At 66.6% G+C, this 22,246-nt stretch carries 22 protein-coding genes and 1 pseudogene; 8 read left to right on the forward strand and 15 right to left on the reverse strand.

Translation table 11 applies throughout. From position 1 onward, the window contains the following. The first annotated feature begins 33 nt into the window (after window positions 1-33). The 4 genes from BPET_RS15435 to BPET_RS15450 are packed head-to-tail and all read left to right on the forward strand — an operon-like array spanning window position 34 to window position 4,846. On the forward strand, window positions 34-1,881 hold the full coding sequence (locus tag BPET_RS15435) for an assimilatory sulfite reductase (NADPH) flavoprotein subunit (protein ID WP_012249953.1): 1,848 nt from the start codon (window positions 34-36) through the stop codon (window positions 1,879-1,881). Between the two features lie 52 nt (window positions 1,882-1,933). Further along, on the forward strand, window positions 1,934-3,697 hold the full coding sequence (locus BPET_RS15440) for an NADPH-dependent assimilatory sulfite reductase hemoprotein subunit (protein ID WP_012249954.1): 1,764 nt from the start codon (window positions 1,934-1,936) through the stop codon (window positions 3,695-3,697). Between the two features lie 12 nt (window positions 3,698-3,709). Then, window positions 3,710-4,156: a DUF6306 domain-containing protein gene (locus BPET_RS15445; RefSeq protein ID WP_012249955.1), complete on the forward strand. Its 447-nt coding sequence runs from the start codon at window positions 3,710-3,712 to the stop codon at window positions 4,154-4,156. A 48-nt stretch (window positions 4,157-4,204) separates the two neighbouring features. Next, window positions 4,205-4,846 carry a peroxiredoxin gene (locus tag BPET_RS15450; RefSeq protein ID WP_012249956.1) on the forward strand — a complete coding sequence of 214 codons (642 nt, stop codon included), beginning with the start codon at window positions 4,205-4,207 and terminating at the stop codon, window positions 4,844-4,846. A 36-nt stretch (window positions 4,847-4,882) separates the two neighbouring features. Here the strand turns inward: BPET_RS15450 and BPET_RS15455 are convergent, their stop codons facing one another. The 12 genes and pseudogenes from BPET_RS15455 to BPET_RS15510 all read right to left on the reverse strand — a co-directional run bounded on the left by BPET_RS15455 (window position 4,883) and on the right by BPET_RS15510 (window position 14,668). Beyond that, window positions 4,883-6,256, reverse strand: a complete 1,374-nt coding sequence (locus BPET_RS15455) for a replicative DNA helicase (RefSeq protein ID WP_012249957.1) — start codon at window positions 6,254-6,256, stop codon at window positions 4,883-4,885. 8 nt (window positions 6,257-6,264) lie between these two features. Then, on the reverse strand, window positions 6,265-7,095 hold the full coding sequence (locus BPET_RS15460; protein ID WP_012249958.1) for a BUD32 family EKC/KEOPS complex subunit: 831 nt from the start codon (window positions 7,093-7,095) through the stop codon (window positions 6,265-6,267). A gap of 88 nt (window positions 7,096-7,183) precedes the next feature. Further along, entirely contained in the window at window positions 7,184-7,639 is a 456-nt protein-coding gene (gene rplI / locus BPET_RS15465; RefSeq protein ID WP_012249959.1) for a 50S ribosomal protein L9, read from the reverse strand. Between the two features lie 15 nt (window positions 7,640-7,654). Beyond that, window positions 7,655-7,927, reverse strand: a complete 273-nt coding sequence (gene rpsR / locus BPET_RS15470) for a 30S ribosomal protein S18 (RefSeq protein WP_012249960.1) — start codon at window positions 7,925-7,927, stop codon at window positions 7,655-7,657. 75 nt (window positions 7,928-8,002) lie between these two features. After that, on the reverse strand, window positions 8,003-8,326 hold the full coding sequence (gene priB, locus BPET_RS15475) for a primosomal replication protein N (protein WP_012249961.1): 324 nt from the start codon (window positions 8,324-8,326) through the stop codon (window positions 8,003-8,005). Between the two features lie 38 nt (window positions 8,327-8,364). Further along, window positions 8,365-8,742 carry a 30S ribosomal protein S6 gene (gene rpsF, locus BPET_RS15480; RefSeq protein ID WP_012249962.1) on the reverse strand — a complete coding sequence of 126 codons (378 nt, stop codon included), beginning with the start codon at window positions 8,740-8,742 and terminating at the stop codon, window positions 8,365-8,367. 365 nt (window positions 8,743-9,107) lie between these two features. Next, window positions 9,108-9,728: pseudogene (locus tag BPET_RS15485) on the reverse strand (DUF817 family protein); the annotation flags it as partial. Between the two features lie 8 nt (window positions 9,729-9,736). After that, window positions 9,737-10,534, reverse strand: coding sequence for a GTP cyclohydrolase FolE2 (gene folE2 / locus BPET_RS15490; RefSeq protein ID WP_012249964.1), 798 nt, complete (start codon window positions 10,532-10,534; stop codon window positions 9,737-9,739). Between the two features lie 136 nt (window positions 10,535-10,670). Beyond that, complete coding sequence (gene dxs / locus BPET_RS15495) at window positions 10,671-12,554, reverse strand: 1-deoxy-D-xylulose-5-phosphate synthase (RefSeq protein ID WP_012249965.1); 1,884 nt, start codon at window positions 12,552-12,554, stop codon at window positions 10,671-10,673. An 8-nt stretch (window positions 12,555-12,562) separates the two neighbouring features. Further along, complete coding sequence (locus BPET_RS15500; protein ID WP_012249966.1) at window positions 12,563-13,474, reverse strand: polyprenyl synthetase family protein; 912 nt, start codon at window positions 13,472-13,474, stop codon at window positions 12,563-12,565. A 4-nt stretch (window positions 13,475-13,478) separates the two neighbouring features. Continuing rightward, window positions 13,479-13,745, reverse strand: a complete 267-nt coding sequence (locus BPET_RS15505) for an exodeoxyribonuclease VII small subunit (RefSeq protein ID WP_012249967.1) — start codon at window positions 13,743-13,745, stop codon at window positions 13,479-13,481. A gap of 95 nt (window positions 13,746-13,840) precedes the next feature. After that, the gene (locus tag BPET_RS15510; protein ID WP_012249968.1) at window positions 13,841-14,668 is read right to left on the reverse strand and encodes an IclR family transcriptional regulator; all 828 of its coding nucleotides are present in this window, start codon (window positions 14,666-14,668) and stop codon (window positions 13,841-13,843) included. A 108-nt stretch (window positions 14,669-14,776) separates the two neighbouring features. Here BPET_RS15510 and BPET_RS15515 point away from each other — a divergent pair, with 108 nt between their 5' ends. The 3 genes from BPET_RS15515 to BPET_RS15525 all read left to right on the forward strand — a co-directional run bounded on the left by BPET_RS15515 (window position 14,777) and on the right by BPET_RS15525 (window position 18,158). Further along, a complete protein-coding gene (locus BPET_RS15515) occupies window positions 14,777-15,742 on the forward strand; it encodes a Bug family tripartite tricarboxylate transporter substrate binding protein (protein WP_012249969.1) in 966 nt (321 codons plus the stop codon). Window positions 15,743-15,864: 122 nt separating this feature from the next. Next, window positions 15,865-16,872: an acyltransferase gene (locus BPET_RS15520; protein WP_012249970.1), complete on the forward strand. Its 1,008-nt coding sequence runs from the start codon at window positions 15,865-15,867 to the stop codon at window positions 16,870-16,872. A gap of 149 nt (window positions 16,873-17,021) precedes the next feature. Beyond that, entirely contained in the window at window positions 17,022-18,158 is a 1,137-nt protein-coding gene (locus BPET_RS15525; RefSeq protein WP_012249971.1) for an aromatic ring-hydroxylating oxygenase subunit alpha, read from the forward strand. A 220-nt stretch (window positions 18,159-18,378) separates the two neighbouring features. Here BPET_RS15525 and BPET_RS15530 read toward each other — a convergent pair whose 3' ends face one another. Together BPET_RS15530 and BPET_RS15535 are read right to left on the reverse strand one after the other, a co-directional pair. Then, the gene (locus tag BPET_RS15530; protein WP_012249972.1) at window positions 18,379-19,233 is read right to left on the reverse strand and encodes a sulfurtransferase; all 855 of its coding nucleotides are present in this window, start codon (window positions 19,231-19,233) and stop codon (window positions 18,379-18,381) included. Between the two features lie 24 nt (window positions 19,234-19,257). After that, window positions 19,258-20,112, reverse strand: coding sequence for a DMT family transporter (locus BPET_RS15535; protein WP_041862968.1), 855 nt, complete (start codon window positions 20,110-20,112; stop codon window positions 19,258-19,260). A gap of 150 nt (window positions 20,113-20,262) precedes the next feature. Between BPET_RS15535 and htpX the strand changes: the two genes are divergently transcribed. After that, on the forward strand, window positions 20,263-21,144 hold the full coding sequence (htpX, locus tag BPET_RS15540; protein ID WP_012249974.1) for a protease HtpX: 882 nt from the start codon (window positions 20,263-20,265) through the stop codon (window positions 21,142-21,144). Between the two features lie 75 nt (window positions 21,145-21,219). Here the strand turns inward: htpX and BPET_RS15545 are convergent, their stop codons facing one another. Continuing rightward, the gene (locus BPET_RS15545) at window positions 21,220-22,209 is read right to left on the reverse strand and encodes a quinone oxidoreductase family protein (RefSeq protein WP_012249975.1); all 990 of its coding nucleotides are present in this window, start codon (window positions 22,207-22,209) and stop codon (window positions 21,220-21,222) included. Between the last annotated feature and the right edge of the window lie 37 nt (window positions 22,210-22,246).

Here is a 22,246-nt window from a genome sequence, read left to right on the forward strand (position 1 = left end):
GGCCCAGGATCGCTTTCGGAACTCTCCCTTCTCATGCTCATCTCTGAATTTCGCGGCCCCGGATTCACCGAGGTCCAATGGCAGTACATCAACTCGCTGGCCACTTCACTGGACGCGCGCCAGCTCATGTGGGCCAGCGGCTTCCTGGCGGGCGCCGAACTGCTGCGTTCCAACGGGGCCGCCGCCGTGGCGCCGAGCAGCCCCGCGCCGGCTCTAGCGCCGGCTACCCCAGCCGTCCAACCGGCGCAGCGCCGCCTGACCGTACTTTACGCCAGCGAAACTGGCAACAGTGCCGCGCTGGCCGCCACACTGGCCGACCAGGCCACGGCCAAAGGCCTGCAGGCGGCCGCGCACGACCTGGCCAGCTACAAGACCCGCAACCTGGCCAGCGAGCAAGATGTGCTCATCATCACCAGCACCTACGGCGAGGGCGACCCGCCCCAGCCCGCCGCCGGCTTCTTCGAATTCATCGAAGGGCGCAAGGCGCCCAAGCTGGGGGGGCTGCGTTTCGCTGTGCTGGCGCTGGGCGACTCGACCTACGAGCATTTCTGCGAGGCCGGCAAGCGCCTGGACCGGCGCTTCGAAGAACTGGGCGCGACCCGCCTGCAGCCGCGCATCGACTGCGACGTCGATTACGACCAACCCGCGCAGGCCTGGGCAGACCGCCTGCTGGCCGCCCTGGAACCAGCGAGCGGGCAAGACGCGCCGCCCGCGGCCCATGCTACCGTCGCCGCCGCCACACCCGTCGCGGCCCGCTACGACAAGCGCCATCCCTATGCGGCGAACGTGATCGACAACCTGCTGCTCACCGGGCGCGGCTCCTCGAAAGAAACCCGCCATATCGAGTTATCGCTGGCAGGCTCGGGCCTGAGCTACGAGCCGGGTGACGCGCTGGGCATCATGCCGTCCAACGATCCGGCGCTGGTGCGCGACATCCTGGCCGAACTCGGCGCGGCGGCCGAGGCGCCGGTCAGCGTGCTGGGCGACTTCCTGCCGCTGGGGCGCGCCCTGCAAGAGCGCCTGGAGATCACCGCCATTACGCCTCGCTTCCTGGAACACTGGGGCAAGCTGGCTCAGGCGCCGCGCCTGCAGGCGTTGGCGCAGCCCGACCAGGCCGAGGCCCGCGCCGATTTTGCGCGCCACCACCATATTGTTGACGTGCTGCGCCAGTTTCCAGCCAAGGGCCTGGATCCGCAGGACGTACTGGCCGCCTTGCGGCCCTTGCAGCCGCGCCTGTATTCCATCGCATCGAGCCCGCTGGCCGCGCCCGATGAGGCCCACCTGACGGTTTCCGTAGTGCGCTATGACTTGCAGGGCGCCGCGCGCACCGGGGTGGCGTCCGGTCACCTGGCCGAACGCGCCCTGCCGGATGCGGCGCTGCCCGTCTACATCCATTCCAACCCGCATTTCCGGCTGCCCGCAGACGATGTGCCCATCATCATGATAGGCGCGGGCACCGGCGTGGCGCCCTACCGCGCGTTCCTGCAGGAACGCGAGGCGCGCGGCGCCGCCGGGCGTTCCTGGTTGTTTTTCGGCGACCGTAATTTCCGCAGCGACTTCCTGTACCAGACCGAATGGCAGGGACTGCTGAAAGACGGCGTACTGACGCGCATGGACGTGGCGTTCTCGCGCGACCGCCAGGCCGCGGGCGGCAAGACCTACGTGCAGCACCGACTGCAGGAACAGGCCCAGGACGTCTACGCCTGGCTCGAAGAAGGCGCCCATGTATACCTGTGCGGCGACGCCACCCGCCTGGCTCCCGACGTGCACCAGGCGCTGGAGGGCGTGATCGCCTCGCAAGGCCGCCTGGCCCCGGAAGCGGCACACGACTATCTGCGCCGCCTGCAGCGCGACAACCGTTACCAGCGCGACGTTTACTGACCTGCCCGCGAATCGACCTACCCGCGAATCGACCTGCCCGCGAACCAACCTCATGCAATCCACCGACAACGACCTTTCCCAATCGCCGCCGAAGCTCAGCGCCGACGAGCAACTGAAGGCCGCCAGCGACCAGCTGCGCGGCACCATCCTGCGCAGCCTGGCCGACCCGCTGACCGGCGCGGTATCGGACAGCGACGCCAAGCTGCTGAAGTTCCACGGCATCTACCAGCAAGACGACCGCGAACAGCGCGACGAACGCCGCCGCCAGAAACTCGAGCCGGCCTACCAGTTCATGATCCGCGTGCGCCTGCCGGGCGGCGTATGCAGCGCCGCGCAATGGCTCAAGCTCGACGAACTGGCCCGCGCGTATGGCGGCGATTCGCTGCGGCTTACCACGCGGCAGACGTTCCAGTTTCATTGGGTGCTCAAGCACAACCTGCAGGCCACGCTGCAGGGCCTGCATGAAGTGCTGCTGGACACCATCGCGGCCTGCGGCGACGACGCGCGCGGCGTAATGTGTACGGCCGACCCGCGGCTGTCGGCGCTGCACGCGGCCGTGTACGACATCGCGCGCCAGGCCAGCGACCACGCAATTCCGCGCATGCGCGCCTATCATGAGATCTGGTGGGGCGAGCAACGCGTCGCCTCGTCAGACGCCGGGCCCGAAGAGCCGTTCTACGGCCAGACGTATCTGCCGCGCAAATTCAAGATCGGCTTTGTCATCCCGCCGGTCAATGACATTGACGTTTACGCGCAGGATCTCGGCTTCATCGCGATCGCCGGCGACGATGGCGCGCTGCAGGGTTTCAATGTCGCCATCGGCGGCGGCATGGGCCGCACCGATCAGGCGCCCGCCACCTACCCTCGGCTGGCCGACGTGATAGGTTTCGTCCCGCCCGAAGCCGTCATTGCCACCTGCGACGCGGTAATGGGCGTGCAGCGCGACTACGGCAACCGCAAAGACCGCGCCCGCGCGCGCTTCAAGTACACCATCGACGAACACGGACTGGATGCCGTGAAAGCCGAGATCGAGCGCCGCCTGGGCTTCGCGCTGCAGCCGGCGCGTCCCTTCCGGTTCGATTCCAACGGCGACGCCCTGGGCTGGCAAACCGGTGAAGACGGCCGCCACCATGTGACCCTGTTCATCCAGAATGGCCGCCTGGTGAACCTGCCGGGCCTGCCGCTGCTCGAAGGCTTGCGCGAGATTGCCCGCGTGCACACGGGTTCATTTCGCATCACGCCAAACCAGAACGTGGTGATTGCCGACATCGGCGACGCCGAGCGGCCGCGCATCGAAGCCCTATTGCGCCAATACCAGCTGGAAGCCGGCCCGTCGACCAGCGCGTTGCGGTTGAACTCGATGGCTTGCGTGGCGCTGCCCACTTGCGGCCTGGCCATGGCGGAAAGCGAACGCTATTTGCCCGAGCTGGTCGGCAAGATCGAAGCGCTGCTGCGCACGCACGGCCTGGAACGCGAACCCATCACCATACGCATGAGCGGCTGTCCCAACGGTTGTTCGCGGCCCTACATCGCGGAAATCGGATTGACCGGCCGCGCGCCCGGCAAGTACAACTTGTATCTGGGCGGCGGCTTCCACGGGCAGCGCCTGAACCGCATGGTGCTGGAAAACGCCGCCGAGGCGGCGATTCTGGCACTGCTGGACACCACGCTGGCCCACTATGCCCGCGATCGCCACGAGGGCGAACACTTCGGCGATTTTGCCGTGCGCGCCGGCTACGTCGAAGCCGTAACCGCCGGACGCGACTTCAATCAGCGGCGCGCGCCCGGCGCGGGCGCCACCGCGCCACACGCCTGAGGCCTGAACACCATGACACCCGATTCCGCCTTGCCCGTGGCCCAGCGCAACGCGCTGCTCGCCGAACTGAACACCCTGCTGGAAGCCGAGCGCGCCGGCGCGCGCGTGGCGCTGGAAACCGGCCGCGCGCTCGACGAGCCGCGCATGGCGGAGCTGGTAGAGCGCATCCGCCTGGACGAAGTGCGTTGGTGCGGCATGCTGCTGCGCGCCATCCGCGCGCTGGACGCCACGCCGTCGGACCTGACCGGCGCGTTCCACGGCAAGGCCATGGCCATCGCGGACGTCGAACAGCGCCTGGCCTTCTTGAACCGCGGCCAGGCCTGGGTGGTGCGCAAGCTGCAAAGCCTGCTGCAAGGCCCCCTGCCCGATTTCCTGCGCGCCGACCTGGCCGACATGCTGGCGGCCCACGAGTCGAACATCGGCCTGGTCGAGGCCGCCCTGCCGCCCAAGGCTTCCTGATTTTTTCCCGGCCCGCGCTGCGGGCACTCTTCAGAAGGTACGCAAGCTATGAGCAAAATCCATCTGGGCGATACCGTGCCCGACTTCGAACAGGACAGCTCCATCGGCACGATCCGGTTCCATGAATGGGCCGACGATTCGTGGGTCGTGCTGTTTTCGCATCCGGCCGACTTCACGCCGGTCTGCACCACCGAACTGGGCCTGACCGGCAAGCTGCAAGGCGAGTTCGAAAAACGCAATGTGAAGGCGATTGCCCTGTCGGTCGACGACGCCGATTCGCACCGCGCCTGGACCAAGGACATCGAAGATACCCAGAACACCGTGGTCAAGTTTCCCATCATCGCCGACCGCGACAAGAAAGTGGCCGGCCTGTACGACATGATTCACCCGAATCAGTCGGGCACCGCCACGGTGCGCTCGGTGTTCATCATCGACCCGGACAAGAAGCTGCGCCTGACCCTTACCTATCCGCTGAGCATCGGCCGCAATTTCGACGAGATCCTGCGCGTCATCGACGCGCTGCAGGTCAGCGACAAATATGGCGTGGCCACGCCGGGCAACTGGAAGAACGGCGACGATGTGATCATTCCGCCCGCGCTGCAGGACGAAGCGCAGATCAAGGCGAAATTCCCGCAAGGCTACCGGGCGCCCCGCCCCTACCTGCGCTTCACGCCGCAACCAGGCAAGTGAAGGTGTAGCGGCCGCCGCGCAGGCGTGCGGCGCGCCCTAGTACTGCGGCGCGGCCGTGAAATTCAGGAAGCGCGTGCTGGAACCCTGGAAGGTCAGGCGCACGGTGCCGATGGGGCCGTTACGCTGCTTGCCCACGATGATCTCGGCGGTGCCCTTGTCGGGAGAATCGGGGTTGTAGACTTCGTCGCGGTAAATGAACAGGATCAAGTCGGCGTCCTGTTCGATGGCGCCCGATTCGCGCAAGTCGCTCATCACGGGGCGCTTGTTGGGGCGCTGTTCCAGACTGCGGTTAAGCTGCGACAGCGCGATCAGCGGACAGTTCAGTTCTTTGGCCAGGCCTTTCAGCGAGCGGCTGATTTCCGAGATTTCAGTCGCGCGGTTCTCGCCCCCGCCATTGCCGGCCATCAGCTGCAGGTAGTCGATGATGATCAGGCCCAGCTGGCCGCACTGGCGCGCCAGGCGGCGCGAGCGCGCCCGCACTTCCATGGCGCTGAGCGCGGGCGTTTCGTCAATGTACACCTGGGCGTCCTGCATGAGCTGTACCGCGTGCGTCACGCGCGGCCAGTCGTCGGCCACCAGCTTGCCTGTACGCATGCGATGCTGGTCGAGCATGCCCACCGAACCCAGCATACGCATGGCCAGCTGCACGGCACCCATTTCCATCGAGAACACGGCTACCGGCAACCCCTGTTCAATGGCCACGTGTTCGCCTATGTTCATCGAGAACGAGGTCTTGCCCATCGAGGGGCGGCCGGCCACGATGACCAGGTCGCCCGGCTGCAGGCCCGACGTCATTTTGTCGAGGTCGGAAAACCCGGTGGGAACGCCGGTTACGTCGGAATCGCCTTCGCGATGGTATAGCTCGTCGATGCGCTCGACCACTTGCGTCAGCAGGGGCTGGATTTCCTGGAAACCCACCGAGCCTTTCTCGCCCTCCTGGGCAATTTTGAATACCTTGGATTCAGCCTCGTCGAGTAACTGGCGGGCTTCTTTGCCCTGCGGATTCAGCGCGGCCGAAGATATCTCGTCGGCAATCGTCACCAGCTTGCGCAGCATGGCGCGTTCGCGCACGATCTCGGCGTAGCGGCGGATGTTGGCGGCCGAGGGGGTGTTGTGGGCCAGCGCGTTCAGGTAGGCCAGCCCTCCCGTTTCTTCGGCTTTGCCGGCGCTGACCAGCGATTCATTCACCGTAATGACATCGGCTGGCCGCGCCAGCCCGACCAGCCTGGCGATGTGGTGCCAGATCAGGCGGTGGTCATGGCGGTAGAAGTCTTCCTCGCCCAGCACGTCGGCAATGCGGTCCCAGGCGCTGTTGTCCAGCAGCAGCCCTCCCAGCACCGACTGCTCGGCCTCGATGGAATGCGGCGGCACGCGCAGGTAATCTAGCTGGGAATCGGCGGGATTGTTCATCGAATGGACTAGTAAAGAGTACGCAGGGTGTCGGCCACCCGGAAGAAACCCTGGACGTCACGGCCCGGCAGCCGGCCAAGCAAGGGACGCAGCGCGGCGGCGCAACCGCACACCACGCGCGCCAGCCGCTGCAGCCGGGCGCGCACGGCGGGGGCCGGATGGGTGTCGAAATAAACATCCAGCATCAGTTTACCCAGCCCTGGCAGATTGTCATCTTCGAGCTTGCGCAGCCCCAGCAGCGACGATACCAGTTGGAACAGATCGTAGGCCTGGGCCATGGGCAGCGACAAGGCGCCGCCAATATTTTCTTCGAAATCGATGCGCCACAGCTCGCCGTCGCGCAGGGTGATGTTGCGCAGCTGAGCTCCGCCGTGCCAGTGCCCGTGGGCGTGAAACGCCGCCAGGTCGGCAGCCAGGTCGCACACCCATTGGCGGCGCTGCGCCGCATCGGCATGCCGGACCAACTCGGCGAAGTCCACGCCCACGTGCTCCAGCACCAGCAGGCCGGGCGCCTGCCACCATACGTCGGGCACGCGGCAGCCGGCCTGAGACAGCCGGCGCAAGCGCTCGGCCTCGTGCGCCAGGCCATTGCGCAGCAAGACGCCGGGACGCGGGAATTCGCCCAGGAACAAGCGGCACCCGACGGCCAGCGCCAACGCTCGCGCGTAGCGCAGCACATAGCTGGCGCCCTGCAGCAACCCCGCGCGGCGCCGCTTCACTACGCAGGCGACGCCGTCAATGACGACTTCCCGCACGGCAGGCTCGCGCGCGGCGTCGACGCCGTCGAGCCAGGCGCGCAGGCCGGCGGGAGCTGAGTGGTGCTGGGGTGGTGGATTCAAGCAGGCATCCTGGGGACTTTGGGGCGGCCTGATAGCAAAAAAGCCGGCACGGCCGCCGGCTTTTTTGCTTGGCGTGGAACGCGGGAACTTAGGCGATGTCGCCTTCGACCACCACGGTCACGTCCACGGTCACGTCGGCGTGCAGCGCGACCTGGATGGGGTATTCACCCACGGCCTTCAGCGGGCCATTGGGCAGGCGCACCTGGGCCTTTTCCACGGCTTCGAAGCCGGCCTTCTTCAGGCCTTCGGCCACGTCGGCGTTGGTAACCGAGCCGAACAGGCGGCCATCGACACCGGCCTTTTGCACGATCTTGAGCTGGTACCCGGCCAGGCGGCCACCCAGCGCTTCGGCGGCGGCCAGTTTCTCAGCCTGGATTTTTTCCAGTTCAGCGCGGCGGGCTTCGAATTCCTTCAGGGCGGCGTCGGTAGCGCGACGAGCCTTTTTCTGGGGAATCAGGAAGTTGCGGGCGTAACCATCGCGCACGCGGACGATTTCGCCCAGGTTGCCGAGGTTGACGACTTTTTCGAGCAGGATGACTTGCATTTCAGTGACCCCGGATCAGTTGTGGTTGTCGGTGTAAGGCAACAGGGCCAGGAAGCGCGCGCGCTTGATGGCGGTGTCCAGCTGGCGCTGGTAGTGTGCCTTCGTGCCGGTCAGGCGGGCCGGGATGATCTTGCCGTTTTCTTGCACGAAATCGCGCAGGGTATCGAGATCTTTGTAATCGATCTCTTCGACGCCGGCGGCGGTGAAGCGGCAGAACTTGCGGCGCTTGAACAGCGGGTTCTGCTGCGTGAATTTGCGTTTCTCTTTGCGTTTTCCGAAGAAAGCCATGATGTGCCTCTTAGTCTAGTCGGGCCGGGGGTTCATTCCGCGTGCCCGGAATCTGTGTCTGGTTCCGGTTGCCTGTCATCCCACCAGCGGATCGCGCCCTGCGCTGCCGCCGACTCTGCGGGCCAGCTGCATGTGCAGCTTGACCTTCACCGAATCTTTGCGGGCCGCGGCCAGGAAGCCTTGCACCTGCAGTTCGGTCCCCAGAGGGGTGCCGGCCAGCAGTTGAGCCAGATCGCCGAGGGCCACGGCGGTAATCGTGAGTTCGACGCGGCGCGGGTGGCCTGCTTCGACGATTTCCGATTCGTGGGCCAGCAGCATTTCCAGCGCTGGCACGCCGGCGGGAGTGTGGCGCAAAGGCTCGCATTCGAGAACGCGGGCGCTGAGTTCCAAGGTGTTCATCCTGCCGGAGCGTGGTGGTGAAACGTGGCGCTGCCGGGTTACTGGGCCTGGGCCGGCGCCGAAGCTTCCGTGCTGGCCTTGCGGGCCTCTTCGCGTTCGACCGACTTCATCATGATCGAGGGCGAGGTCTGGGCCTTCTTGGTCTTGATGACCAGGTGGCGCAGCACGGCGTCGTTGTAGCGGAACGAATGCTCGAGTTCGTCGAGGGTGGCCTGGCCGCACTCGATGTTCATGCAGACGTAATGCGCCTTGACGAGCTTCTGGATGGGATAGGCCAGCTGGCGGCGACCCCAGTCTTCCAGGCGGTGCACGGCACCGCCCTGACCCGTAACGAGCGTCTGGTAACGCTCGACCATGGCGGGCACCTGCTCGCTTTGGTCCGGGTGGACAATGAACACTACTTCGTAGTGACGCATGGGTAAAACTCCTTGAGGATGTCTCGCTGGCCGGGGCCTAGCCGCCGGTAAGCAAGGGGCAGCCCGCCACCCCAAAAGGGCGATCGAGCAAAGAAAGCCCACGATTATCGCCGATTAGGCGTCATTACGCAAATAGCGGCTTAGTGGGCGGCTGGGACGGCGCGATCTATCCGGGTCTGTCCCGTCTGGCGCGGTGCGGGCCGGCGGGGCGTTGGGCGGCGGGGCAGTCTGCGCAGCAGACCGAGGGCGCGTGGGTGCGCCCGAGCCCGGCGCACGGGCCCCGCCAGCCCGCGCCGCGCCAGACGGGACTGCATCAAACAATATTGCCCTGGGGGCCCTGGCGGGTCACCGACTTCCCGCCACCATGGCTGCGGGGGGGGCACCGCGGCCGGGGGTTGGGGCCGGTTGACTGCGCTGACCATCACGTAGCCTGATGATCATGAGCAGGAACCACGATCCCAGCTTGGCGGGCGACACCCAGTCCCAGCCGTTCTGCTGGTTGGGGTAGCGCCAGGCATGGGCGAAAGTACCGAGCTGCCCACGGCGGCATACATGAAGCCGGTAGACAGCGGCACGCCGCCCAGGCGCAGCACGCTGGCTTCGGGATATATCCAGGAGCCGACCGAGGTCTTGAAAAGCGCCATGGCCGTGCCCACCACATGGAACATCAGGATGACCCGGGCTTCTGCCCAGGTTTCCATGCGCAAGGCCAGCAACAACGCCTGGATGGCCAGGGCCGCGAGCGTCAGAAAATCGTAGCGCGCCAGCGCTGCGCCAGGCGGATACCACCAGAGCGTGTCCAGCAGCAGCGCGCACATCAGGCCGCCGAACAGGCAAGCCCAGGCCTGCTTCACGCCAAAGCGAAAGAACTCGTAGAGGGCCACCGCCGCGCGGCTGCGTCCGGCCAGCCGCAAGGCCAGCCGCGATTCCCAGCCCTCCAGCCGCGCGATCAGCGGCCAATCGCGCGCCGCCGGGGCCGGCGCCATAGCGGCGTTCAGCCCTCGACGACAGCGTAGGCGGAATGGTTGTGGATGGACTCGAAGTTCTCGGCTTCGACGCGGTAGCGCGCCACGCCGGGATGCGCCGCCAGGCGGGCGGCCACGTCGCGCACCAGGTCTTCGACGAACTTGGGGTTGTCGTAGGCGCGTTCAGTGACGAATTTCTCGTCGGGGCGCTTGAGCAGGCCCCACAGCTCGCACGAACCCTCGTCTTCGACCAGGCGAATGATGCGGTCCATGGCGAGGTCGCCATTGAGCACGACCGACACGGTAACGTGCGAGCGCTGGTTGTGCGCGCCGTACTCGGAAATTGCCTTCGAACACGGGCACAGGCTGGTGACCGGCACCTGCACCACCAGTTCGAACTCGACCTGGTCGCCGGCAGCGCGGGCGATCCACTGCACTTCGTAGTCGAGCAGGCTCTGCACGCCCGACACCGGCGCGGACTTGTTGATGAAATACGGGAACGCCGCGGTGATGTCGCCGCGTTCGGCGTGCAGCAGCGGCAGCATGTCGCGCGCCATGGCGGCGAACAAGGCCGGCGTCATGGGCACGCTACGGTACTTTTCGAGCAACGCCACGAAACGCGACATGTGCGTGCCCTTTTCTTCAGCCGGCAGCGCCACCGTCAGGGTCCAGTTGGCCACAGTGGGCTGGGGTGCGCCGTCGGCGCCCGCCACCAGCATGGGATGCCGCACGCCACGGATGCCTACGCGCTGAATCGGGATGTGCCGCGTATCAGCCGAGCTTTGGACATCGGGCATGACCAGGGCGGGATCGATCGGAGAATTCATAGGATTACCTGTCAGGGCGGGTGAAATGAGAATCGCTGAGGCCCTGAAATATGTTAGCGGAGCCATTATTACCGAAAAGCCGGGCCGGCAGTGTGGAAAACCCTCCTACTAGTAGGTTGGTACCCTGCTCCGACCCTTATTTCGTCTGCGCTCCGGACTGAAGGTTTGATTTTTCAAACCGGGCACGAATCGAACGCTCGATGCCGGCGGCATCCAGCCCCAGTCCGGCCAATAGCGCCGCCTGGTCGCCATGATCGATGAAGCGGTCGGGCAGGCCCAGCTGCAGCACCGGCACGACCACGCCTTCGTGGTGCAGCACCTCGATGACCGCGCTGCCGGCGCCGCCCATGATGGCCGCTTCTTCGACGGTGACGATCGCGTCGTGGCCGGCAGCCAGCTGCAGGATCAGTTCGCGGTCGATGGGCTTGACGAAGCGCATGTCGGCCACGGTGGCGTCCAGCGCCTCGGCCGCCGCCAGCGCCGCCTGCGTCAAGGTGCCGAACGCCAGGATGGCGATGCCCCGCCCCTGGCGGCGGACGATACCCTTGCCCATGGGCACGGTGTCCAGGCCGGGCGAGATTTCTGCGCCGCGGCCGGCCCCGCGCGGATAACGCACGGAAGCCGGGCCGGGATACTCATAACAGGTCGACAGCAGCAGCCGCGCTTCGTTTTCATCAGAGGGCGCGGCCACCACCATGTTCGGCACGCAGCGCAGGTAGGCGATGTCGTAATTGCCCGCGTGCGTGGCGCCGTCGGCGCCGACCAGGCCGGCGCGGTCCAGGGCGAAAGTGACGTCCAGGTTCTGCAGGGCCACGTCGTGGATGAGCTGGTCGTAGCCGCGCTGCAGGAATGTGGAATAAATGGCCACCACCGGCTTCTGGCCTTCGCAGGCCAGGCCCGCGGCGAACGTGACGGCATGCTGTTCGGCAATGCCCACGTCGAAGTAGCGGCGCGGGAACCGCCGCTCGAACTCGACCAGGCCGCTGCCTTCGCGCATGGCCGGGGTAATGCCCACCAGCCGCTCGTCGCGCTCGGCCATGTCGCACAACCACTGGCCGAACACCTGGGTGAAGGTCTTGCGCGTGGACGCCTTGCCCTGCTGGATGCCAACGGCCGGATCGAACTTGCCCGGCCCGTGGTACAGCACCGGATCGGCCTCGGCCAGTTTGTAGCCATGCCCCTTGCGCGTGACCACATGCAGGAACTGCAAGCCCTGCAGCGCCTTGAGGTTCTGCAGCGTGGGCACCAGGGCGTCGAGATCGTGGCCGTCGATGGGCCCGACATAGTTGAAGCCGAACTCTTCGAACAGCGTGGCCGGCGTGACCATGCCCTTGGCGTGCTCTTCGAAGCGGCGCGCCAGTTCGAGCACCGGCGGCACATGCTGCAGCATGGCGCGGCCGACGTTCTTGGCTGCGGCATAGAAACGCCCCGACATCAGGCGGGCCAGGTAGCGGTTCAGCGCCCCCACCGGCGGCGAGATCGACATATCGTTGTCGTTCAGCACCACCAACAGGTTGATGTCCGGAGTGACGCCGGCGTTGTTCATGGCCTCGAAGGCCATGCCGGCCGACATGGCGCCGTCGCCGATCACCGCGATGTGCTGGCGCTGTATGCCGGCATTGCGCGAGGCCACGGCCATGCCCAGCGCGGCGGAGATCGAAGTCGAAGAATGGGCCGTGCCGAAAGCGTCGTATTCGGATTCGCTGCGCTTGGGAAAGCCGGAGATGCCGCCTTCCTGGCGCAGGCTGGCCATGCCGGCGCGGCGTCCGGTGAGTATCTTGTGAGGATACGACTGGTGCCCGACATCCCAGACGATGCGGTCGTGCGGAGTATCGAACACGCGGTGCAGGGCCAGGGTGAGTTCGACGGTGCCCAGGTTGGACGACAAGTGGCCGCCTGTCCTGGATACCGACTCCAGCACGAAGCCGCGCAGCTCTTCGGCCAGCGCCTTGAGTTCGCGGCGGTCCAGTTGGCGCACGTCGTCGGGCGAGTGGATGCGGTCCAGCAATTCTGTCGTCATGCTCGGTATCAGCGGTCTCTGAGTACGATGTAGTCTGCCAGGCGGGCCAGCGTCGAGCCGGCATCGCCCAGCGGCGTCAGGGCCGCGTGCGCGGCGCCACGCAGCTCTTCGGCCAGCGCGCGGGCGTCGTCCAGCCCCAACAGCGATACATAGGTGGGCTTGTTGCCGGCGGCGTCTTTGCCGGGCGTCTTGCCCAGGCTGGCGCTATCGGCGGTAACGTCGAGGATGTCGTCCACCACCTGGAAGGCCAGGCCGACGGCCTGCGCGTAATCGTCCAGCGCCTGCCGGGTGCTGGAACTGGCCCCCGAAACAATGCCGCCCAGCGCCACGCTGCATGCCAGCATGGCGCCGGTTTTCATGCTGTGCATGGTCTGCAGTTCGTCGCGCGACAAGGCCTGGCCGACACTGTGCAGGTCGATGGCCTGCCCGCCCGCCATGCCCAGGCTACCGGCCGCGCGGGCCAGGGCCTGCGTGGCCTGCACTACCAGCGCAGGCGCGATGGGCATGTCGGCCAGCAGCTCGAAGGCCAGCGGCTGCAAGGCATCGCCCGCCAGCATCGCGGTGGCTTCATCGAATTGCACGTGCGTGGTGGGCCGGCCGCGGCGCAACGTGTCGTCGTCCATGCAGGGCAGATCGTCGTGGATCAGCGAATACGCGTGGATCAGCTCGACGGCCGCGGCGGCGCGGTCCATCGAGGCCTGAATAGCCACCGCGCTGCCATTGACGGGGCAGGCCTGGCCGGCGGCATACACCAGCGCGGCGCGAATGCGCTTGCCGCCGCCCAGCACCGCGTAGCGCATGGCTTCGTGCAGGCGCGCGGGCAGCGCGTCGGCCGCCGGCAAGCATTCGTCCAGCACGGCTTCGATATGTTGCGCACGGCCCTGCAACCAGTCCGCGAACGCAAGATGTTGTTGCTTCATCCGGTTATTCGTCGTCGAGCGCGCGCGGATCCAGCGGCCGCAGCAGGCCGTCTTCCAGCACTTTGACCTGCTGTTCGGCCTGGGCCAGCCGCTCTTGGCAGACGCGCGTCAGCTCGACGCCGCGCCGGTAGGCGGCCAGCGATTGCTCGAGCGGCAGCGACCCGTCTTCCATGGCGGCGACGAGCGTTTCAAGCTCGGCCAGCGCGGTTTCGAAATCCTGGGGCAAGGGACGGTCGTCGTGCTGCGGATCGGTTTGCGGAGATGTGGCCAAACGAGGCTCCGTGCGCGGGAATGAGTGGTTCGATCCGTGAATTGTACGATGATGCGCGCGCCGGACCGCGGCGCGGCAATGCCCCGCCTGCTGCCCTAGGAAAGATTGCCCGCCAACTGCCGCACCGCCTCGCGCAGCGCCGGCGCCACACGCTCGCGCAGCGCCTCGGCGGGCAGCAGCCCGGCCGGGCCGCCGCAACTCATGACAAACAGGCCTTCGCCGGTTACGGACTGGAACGGCACCGCCACGGCATTGATGTCGGCCCGCCAGGCCCCCAGGGCAAAACAGCAGCCGGCCGATGCCAGATCGGCGCGCGCCTGCGCCACCATGGCGGAATCAGGCGCGGCCTGCCCCAGGCGTTCGAACAGCGCCTCGCGTTGCGCGTCGGGCAGCGCCGCCAGGTAGGCCCGGCCCATGGCGCTGTCCAGGCTGGCGCGGTAGCCCACCGGCAGGCGCAGGTACAGCTCCGACGAGCCATGGATGGCTTCGACATACACCATGGCATCTCCGTCGAACGCGCCCAACGCCACCGCCCCGCCGGTGTCGCGCGCCAGCTGCGCCATCGACGCCTTGGCCAGCTCGCGCACTTCCAACCCGGCCAGCAGGCCGAAGCCCAGCGCCAGCACGCCGTACCCTGGCGAATATTTGCCGCTGTCGGGGTGGTAGCGCAGGTAGCCCAGCTCGGTCAGCGTATAGGTAATGCGGCTGATGGTGGGCTTGGGCAGGCCGGTCAGGCCCGCCAGGTCTTGATTGCCCAGCGCCACGGCGCCGGGGCCGAAGCAGCGCAGCACGTCCAGCCCGCGGGCCAGCGCCACGATGAACTCGGGCACGTCGCGGCCCTGGCTGGCGCCGCGGCGGCGCCGCGCCGGGCCACTGCGGCCGGACTCGGCGCCCGAAGAGGAAGCATCAGAAGGGACTTGCATCTCGGAGCCTTCGTTCTTATAGTTTATTTCGTTGCGCAAAATCAAATTCCATTCTACGAAATTTTAAGACCGCACACCACCAATTTTCATCAACAATCAGGGGAAAACATGTTCAAGCGCATCTCTCTCTTTGCGGCCGCCGCGGCCTTGTCGGCCAGCGCCGGGCTGGCCCATGCCGCCTATCCCGAGCGGCCCATCACCATCGTGTCGCCTTTTCCCGCCGGCGGCGCCACCGACACGCTGACGCGCGTCCTGGCCGAACGCATGGCCAAGGCGCTGGACCAGAGCATCATCGTCGAGAACAAGGCCGGCGCCGGCACCACCATCGGAGCGGCCTACGTGGCCCGCGCGCAACCCGATGGCTATACCCTGCTGATGGCCACCAACTCCACGCTGGTCACCAATCGTTTCTTGTACAAATCGCTGCCGTACGACCCTGATGGCTACGCCCCCATCGGCATGGTCGGCATTGGCCCGCTGATTCTGCTGTCCAACGACAAGCACGGTTTCAAGAGCACCGCCGACGTGGTCGCGGCGGCCAAGCAACGCCCGGGCAACCTGACCTTCGCCACCTTCGGCCCGGGCACCTCGTCGCACCTGGCGGGCGAATTGTTCAAGCAGGAAGCTGGCGTCGATATGCTGCACGTGCCGTTCAAGGGCGCCACGCAGGCCCTGCCGGCGTTGATCAACGGCGACGTCGATGTGTTTTTCGACATGGTGGCCACCGGCATGCCCCAAGTTTCCGCGGGCAAGCTCAAGGTGTTCGGCATTACCAGCAAGACGCGCCTGCCGACGCTGCCCGACGTGCCTACGCTGGCCGAACAGGGCTACCCCGCCTTCGACCTGACAGCATGGTTCAGCTTCGTGGCGCCCAAAGGCACGCCGGCCGATGCGCTGGCTACGCTGCAGAAGGCCCTGGCCGCCACGCTGCAAGATCCGCAGGTGCGCGACAAGATGCTGACTATGGGCATCGAGGCGCGTTCGGGTACCGCACAGGAACTCACGCAGCAGATCCACAACGAACAGCCGGTCATTCAGAAACTGGTGCGCCAGGCCGGCCTTCAGCCGCAATAGTCCCCGACCAGTTGCAACAAAATGCCCCTCATCCGCGCGCGCGGATGGGGGGCATTTGCGTTTGCAAGCTGCGATTAACGCTTCGAAACACTGGCCCGCGCAGGCGCTGCTAAGGTGAAAGCATGCCTGATTCCGCAGACCGCCTGAACCGACTCGACGCCGCGCGCTGGCTGGCCGCGCTGGCAGTGGTATTACTGCACAGCGCGGCGCAGGCCGTGTCCGACGCGGGCGCCTACGGCAGCGGCGACTGGCTGGCGGCCAACCTGTACGACTCGGCGGCGCGCTGGTGCGTGCCGGTGTTCGTCATGGTCAGCGGCGCCCTGCTGCTCGATGCCGGCCGGCCGCAGGATGCGCGCAGCTTCTACCTGCGCCGGGCCGCGCGCATCTGCGCGCCGCTGGTGTTCTGGACGCTGTTTTACCTGAGCTGGCGGACCCTGCTCGACTGGTGGGACGACGGCCGCCTCGACCTCTCGTTCTGGCCTCGCAAGGTGGCCGAAGGCGCCCCCTATTACCACCTGTGGTACCTGTACATGATCGTCGGGCTGTACCTGTTCGCCCCGCTGGTGCGGGGGCTGTATCAGCGCAGCCTGCCGGCCGCGCGCCGGCTGTGGGTGGTGGGCATCCTGGGCATCGCCATTCTCGACGCGCTGTATCGCCAGGCGCTGGGCGCGGGCCAGGGTTTCTTCCTGACCTGGTTCCTGCCCTACCTGGGTTATTTCGTGGCCGGGCGCATGATTTTCGACGGCGAGCTGCGCGTGCCGCGCCCTGCCCTGGTGCTCGCGCTGAGCGTCGCCGCCACGGCCTGGGGAGTATCCACCTTGTCCGAGGCGGGCAGGCTGAATCTGTACTTCTACGATTACTTCAGCCTCACAGTGCCGTTCATGTCGCTGGCGGCGTTCCAGTGGATCATCGACACGCCGCGCGTGCCGGCGCTATCGACGCTGGCCCCGCTGACCTTCGGGGTGTACCTGATCCATCCGCTGTTCCTCGACCTGGCCGATCGCGCCGGCGCCTACGCGGGGCACGGCACAGCCTGGAGCGTGCCGTTGTTGACGGCAGCAGTGTTCGGCCTGTCAGCCGCCAGCAGCTGGCTGTTGCGCCGGCACCCGGTGACACGTCGCCTGGTGTAAGAAACACGTCACGGACGGCCACCCTGGCGCGCGGGTGCCCCATCACAAGGGATAGGGTACAATTCACGGTTTGATCGGCCAGCCCGATTTTTCTTCGCGCCAGAACGGAACTCTGCCGTCCTGGCTTTTTTATCCGAGCGGAGGGAATCATGACCGACGTTGGTCGGATGGCGCATGTCGTGCCGGCTCGCACTCAGCTTCCCGTCAGTGCATATTTTGACGAAGCCCGCTTCAAGCGCGAGCAAGAACTCATCTTCAAGCAATCTTCGCTGTATATCGGCCACCAGAAGCTGGTGCCTGAAGTCGGCGATTGGCGCACCCTGCCCCAAGAAGACGGCGGGCGCGTGCTGGTGCGCAACGCCCAGGGCGTCGAACTGATCTCGAACGTCTGCCGCCACCGCCAGGCCCTGATGCTGGGCGGCCAGGCCGGCAATGTCAGCGGCGCCGGGCACGGCAACCTGAAGGAAACCGGGGGCAATATCGTCTGCCCCCTGCACCGCTGGACCTACAACAACCAGGGCGAACTGCTGGGCGCCCCGCAATTCGACTCCACGCCCTGCATGAACCTGCAGCGTTTCCGCCTGCGCGACTGCCACGGCCTGCTGTTCGAGGGCCCGCGCGATCCGCAAGCCGACCTGGCCCCGCTCTTTGCGCGGCCCGAGTTCGACTTCGGCGACTACGTGCTGGATCACGTCGAGGTGCACCAGTGCAACTACAACTGGAAGACCTTCATCGAGGTCTACCTTGAGGACTACCACGTCGGCCCGTTCCATCCGGGCCTGGGGCGCTTCGTCACCTGCGACGATCTCAGCTGGGAGTTCGCCGAGTGGTACAGCCTGCAACGCGTGGGCGTGCACAAGGCGCTGGCCCAGCCCGGCTCCGAGGTCTACAAGCAGTGGCACGATCGCGTGCTCGACTACCGGGCCGGCGACGCCCCGGATTTCGGCGCGGTGTGGGTCACGTATTTCCCGACCCACATGATCGAGCTGTACCCGCACGTGCTGGTGCTGTCCACGCTATACCCCAAGAGCCCGCAGGAAACGGTCAACGTGGTCGAGTTCTACTACCCCGAAGAAATCGTCGCCTTCGAGCGCGAATTCGTCGAGGCGCAGCGTGCAGCCTACATGGAAACCGCCATCGAAGACGACGAGATCGCCGAACGCATGGACGCGGGCCGCAAAGCCCTGATGCTGCGCGGCGCCGACGAAGCCGGGCCATACCAGTCGCCCATGGAAGACGGCATGCAGCACTTCCATGAGTGGTATCGCCGCATCATGCAAGAATAGCCCGGCGCAAGCACAGTGCTTCAAGTGTCGGGCTCCGCAGGTGCCTGACACCGCTGTGCGCCACGCGTGCCTCGGCCGCACGATGCCTGGCACCTGAGTTTGGCGTCAGGCACCCGCAAAGCCTGGCACCCTGCGGCGGACATCGCGCCTACGGCGGCGAACCCGTCAGCCAGCTAGACAACGCCCGGCCGGCAGCCCGCCGTCGTCGGGTAAGGCGGGCTCAGGCGCCGCGCGCCACCGGCCGGGCCGGGTCGCTGCACCATTCGCTCCACGACCCCGGATACAGGCGCGAGCCCTCCAGCCCGGCGATTTCCATGGCCAGCAGATTGTGGCAGGCCGTGATGCCCGAGCCGCACTGGTGCACCACCGTGCGCGGATCGCGCTCGCCCAGCAGGCCGGCAAACTCGGCGCGCAACTGCGCGGCCGGCTTGAAGCGGCCGTCCGCCTGCAGGTTTTCGCCATTGGGGCGATTCAGCGCGCCGGGAATATGCCCAGCCACCGGATCCATGGGTTCAACCTCGCCACGGTAGCGATTGGCGGCGCGCGCGTCGAGCACGGTGAAGGCCGGCCGGGACAGATTGGCCAGCACCGCATCGGCGTCCACCGTATCGACCAGCGACGGGGCAGCCGGAGCCGCGGCGCCGGCAAGCGGTTCAGCCGCGACCGTGACCGTATCCACCGGATGCCCGGCGGCGAGCCAGCCCTGCCAGCCGCCATCCAGCACCACCACGCGCTCGTGGCCCAGCCAGCGCAGCATCCACCACAGGTGCGCGGCGAACATGCCGCCGCTGGCGTCGTACGCCACCACCAGGCTGTCGGGATGTACGCCATGACCGGCCATCAGGGCCGCCAGATCGGCGCGCGCCGGCAGCGGGTGGCGGCCGTTGCTGCCGGTGCGCGGCGCGGCCAGCTCGGTTTCATGATCAAGGTAGCGTGCGCCGGGAATATGGCCTTGCTCGTAGGCGCGCCGTCCGGCCGCGTGGTCGGCCAGGTCGTGACGCACATCGAAAATGCGCACGCCGGGCGATTGCAGGCGCTCGGCCAGGTCGGCGGCGGAAATCAGCGTCATGGTCATGCAGGCTCCTTGTAGAGGGGTCGCTCAAGCCTCGGACGGCATGCGCATGGTGCGCCATACCGACAGCAGGCCCGCCGCGATGATCAGGCCCATGCCCGCCCAGGCCAGGGCGTCGGGCCGGTCGCCCCAGAAGCCCATGCCCAGCAGGGCGGCGAATATGATCGTGGAATACTGCAGCGCGGCCGTCAACAGGGCCGAGCCTACCCCGAATGCCCGCGTCATGGCCAACTGCCCGAACAGGCCCGCCACGCCGACGCCCACCAGCGCGGCATAGCCCAGCAGGTCGGCATGGCCCCAGCCCTCGATGGCCAGCCCGGCCATGCTGCTCAGGCAGACGCCCAGCGAGAAAAAAAGCACCGTGCGCCATTCGGGCTCGCCAATGCGGCCCAGCTGGCGGATTTGCAGCATGGCCACCGCCGACATCGCACCGGCCCCCAGGCCAAACAGCGCGGCCAGCCACTGGTCATGGTTGATGCTGGGTCGCAGTACCGCGATCACTCCGGCGAAACCCAGGGCCACGGCGGCAATGCGCACGGGATCGCGCTGCGCCCCGCCCCAGCCCAGCATCCAGCAGGCGATGAACAGCGGCGCCGTGTAGTTCAGGCTGGTAGCGGTGGCCAGGGGCAGATGCGAAATGGCGAAAAAACCCAGCCACATCGACGTAACGCCCGCCACGTTGCGCCACAAGTGCAGGCGCCAGCTGGTGGGCATGATCGACTGCCGCCCGGCGCGCGCCCACAGCAGCAGCAAAACGACTGACGGAAAACCGCGAAAGAGCACGATCTGGGGCAATGAAGCGCCGTGCTCGGTGGCCAGCTTCACGAACGACCCCATCATGGCGAACATGGCGGACGCCACCAACATCCAAAGAGCCTGCATTGGGGTCTAGATGATGAGAAAAAGAAGGAAAATAGGGGAAAGCGCTACTATACTCCGGGTCCGGAAAGCCTACTGCGGCCGGGGGGGGAACCGCCCTGCCCCGGCCCGGTCAAAACAGGCGCTCATTGCTCGCAGAGGATCACAAAAAGCATGAAACGCATCTTCCTGTTCATTGTCACCAACCTGGCCGTCATGGTCGTGCTGTCGGCTACGCTGCGCGTGCTCGGCGTCGACCGCTACATCACGGCCCAGGGCATCAACTTCCAGTCGCTGCTGATTCTGTCGGTGGTCATCGGGTTCACCGGCGCCATCATCTCGCTGCTGATCAGCAAGCCCATGGCCAAATGGAGCACCGGCGCCCGGGTCATCGACCCCGCCGCCCCGGGTGGCTCGCGCGAAGCCTGGCTGGTAGAAACCGTGCACCAGCTGGCCGACCGCGCCGGCATCGGCCATCCCGAAGTCGCCATCTACGACGGGTCGCCCAACGCCTTCGCCACCGGCGCGTTCAAGAACGACTCGCTGGTTGCCGTGTCCACCGGACTGCTCGACAGCATGACCGAAGAAGAAGTCGCTGCCGTGCTGGGCCACGAAGTCGCGCACATCGCCAATGGCGACATGATCACGCTCACGCTCATCCAGGGCGTGGTCAATACCTTCGTAGTGTTCCTGGCGCGCGTCGTCGGATATTTCATCGACCGCACCGTGTTCCGCAACGAGCGCGGCGTGGGCGCCGGCTATTTCATTACCGTGCTGGTCTGTGAAATCATCTTCGGCTTGCTTGCCTCGATTATCGTGGCCTGGTTCTCGCGCCAGCGCGAATACCGCGCCGACGCCGGCTCGGCCCAGCTGATGGGCTCGCGCGAACCCATGATGCGCGCCCTGGCGCGTCTGGGCGGCCTGGAACCGGGCGAGCTGCCCAAGTCGTTCGAGGCCTCGGGCATTGCCGGCAAGGGCGGGCTGGGCGCCATCTTTGCCTCGCACCCGCCCATCCAGGCCCGCATCGCTGCCCTGCAGCACATGCGGGTGGTATAAGGCCGCGGCGGCCGCTATCGGGCGGCCCCCGGAAAGCCATCGGGCAGCCCATGCGGCTGCCCTTGTTTTTGCCGGTCAGTCCAGCGTCAGCACGGTCGCGCCGGTGGTCTTGCGAGCCGCCAGCGCGGTCTGGGCCTCGCCGGCCTGCTCCAGGGTGTAGCGCTGGTCGATGCGCACCTTGATCTTCTTCTTCAGCACCAGGTCGAACATCTCGGAGGCAGCCGCATTCAGCTTCTCTTGCGTGTTCACGTGCAGCCCGAGCGACGGGCGTGTCACGTACAGGCAGCCCTTCTGGTTGAGGGTGGCCAGGTTCACGCCCGACACCGGCCCCGACGCATTGCCGAAGCTCACCATCAGCCCGCGCGGCTCAATGCAGTCGAGCGAGGTTTCCCAGGTGTCTTTGCCCACGCCGTCATACACCACGGGTACCTTCTTGCCGCCGGTCAGTTCCAGCACGCGCTCGACCACGTTCTCGCGCGAGTAGTCGATGGTCTGCCAGGCGCCGTTGGCGCGCGCCAGCTCGGCCTTCTCGGGGCTGGACACCGTGCCGATCAGCTTCACGCCCAGCGCCTTGGCCCATTGGCAGGCAATCAGCCCCACGCCGCCCGCGGCTGCGTGGAACAGGATGGTTTCGTGGCCCTGCAGCCGGTACGTCTGGCGGAACAGGTACTGCACGGTCAGGCCCTTGAGCATCAGCGCCGCAGCCTCGTCGAAGGCCACGCCCTTGGGCAGCTTGACGACCTGGGCAGCCGGCACGTTGCGGGCCTGGGCGTAGGCGCCGATAGGGCTTTGCCCATAGGCCACACGGTCGCCCTTCTTGAGGTGGGCCACGTCGGCCCCCACCGCCTCGACCACGCCGGCGGCCTCGAAGCCCAGGCCGTGCGGCAGCGGGTGGGGATACAGGCCGGTGCGGTAGTAGATGTCGATGAAGTTCAGCCCCGCCACATGCTGGCGGATAGTGACTTCATTGGGAGCCGGCGGCGGGACTTCGACGTCGACGATTTTCAGGACTTCGGGCCCGCCATGTTGTTCGATACGGACTGCCTTGACGAGATTGCTGGCCATGCCGGCCTCCTTTGTGTGTTGAATTCTTAGACTGCCA

The sequence above is a fragment of the Bordetella petrii genome (genome assembly GCF_000067205.1).
Taxonomy (GTDB): Bacteria; Pseudomonadota; Gammaproteobacteria; order Burkholderiales; family Burkholderiaceae_B; genus Bordetella_A; species Bordetella_A petrii.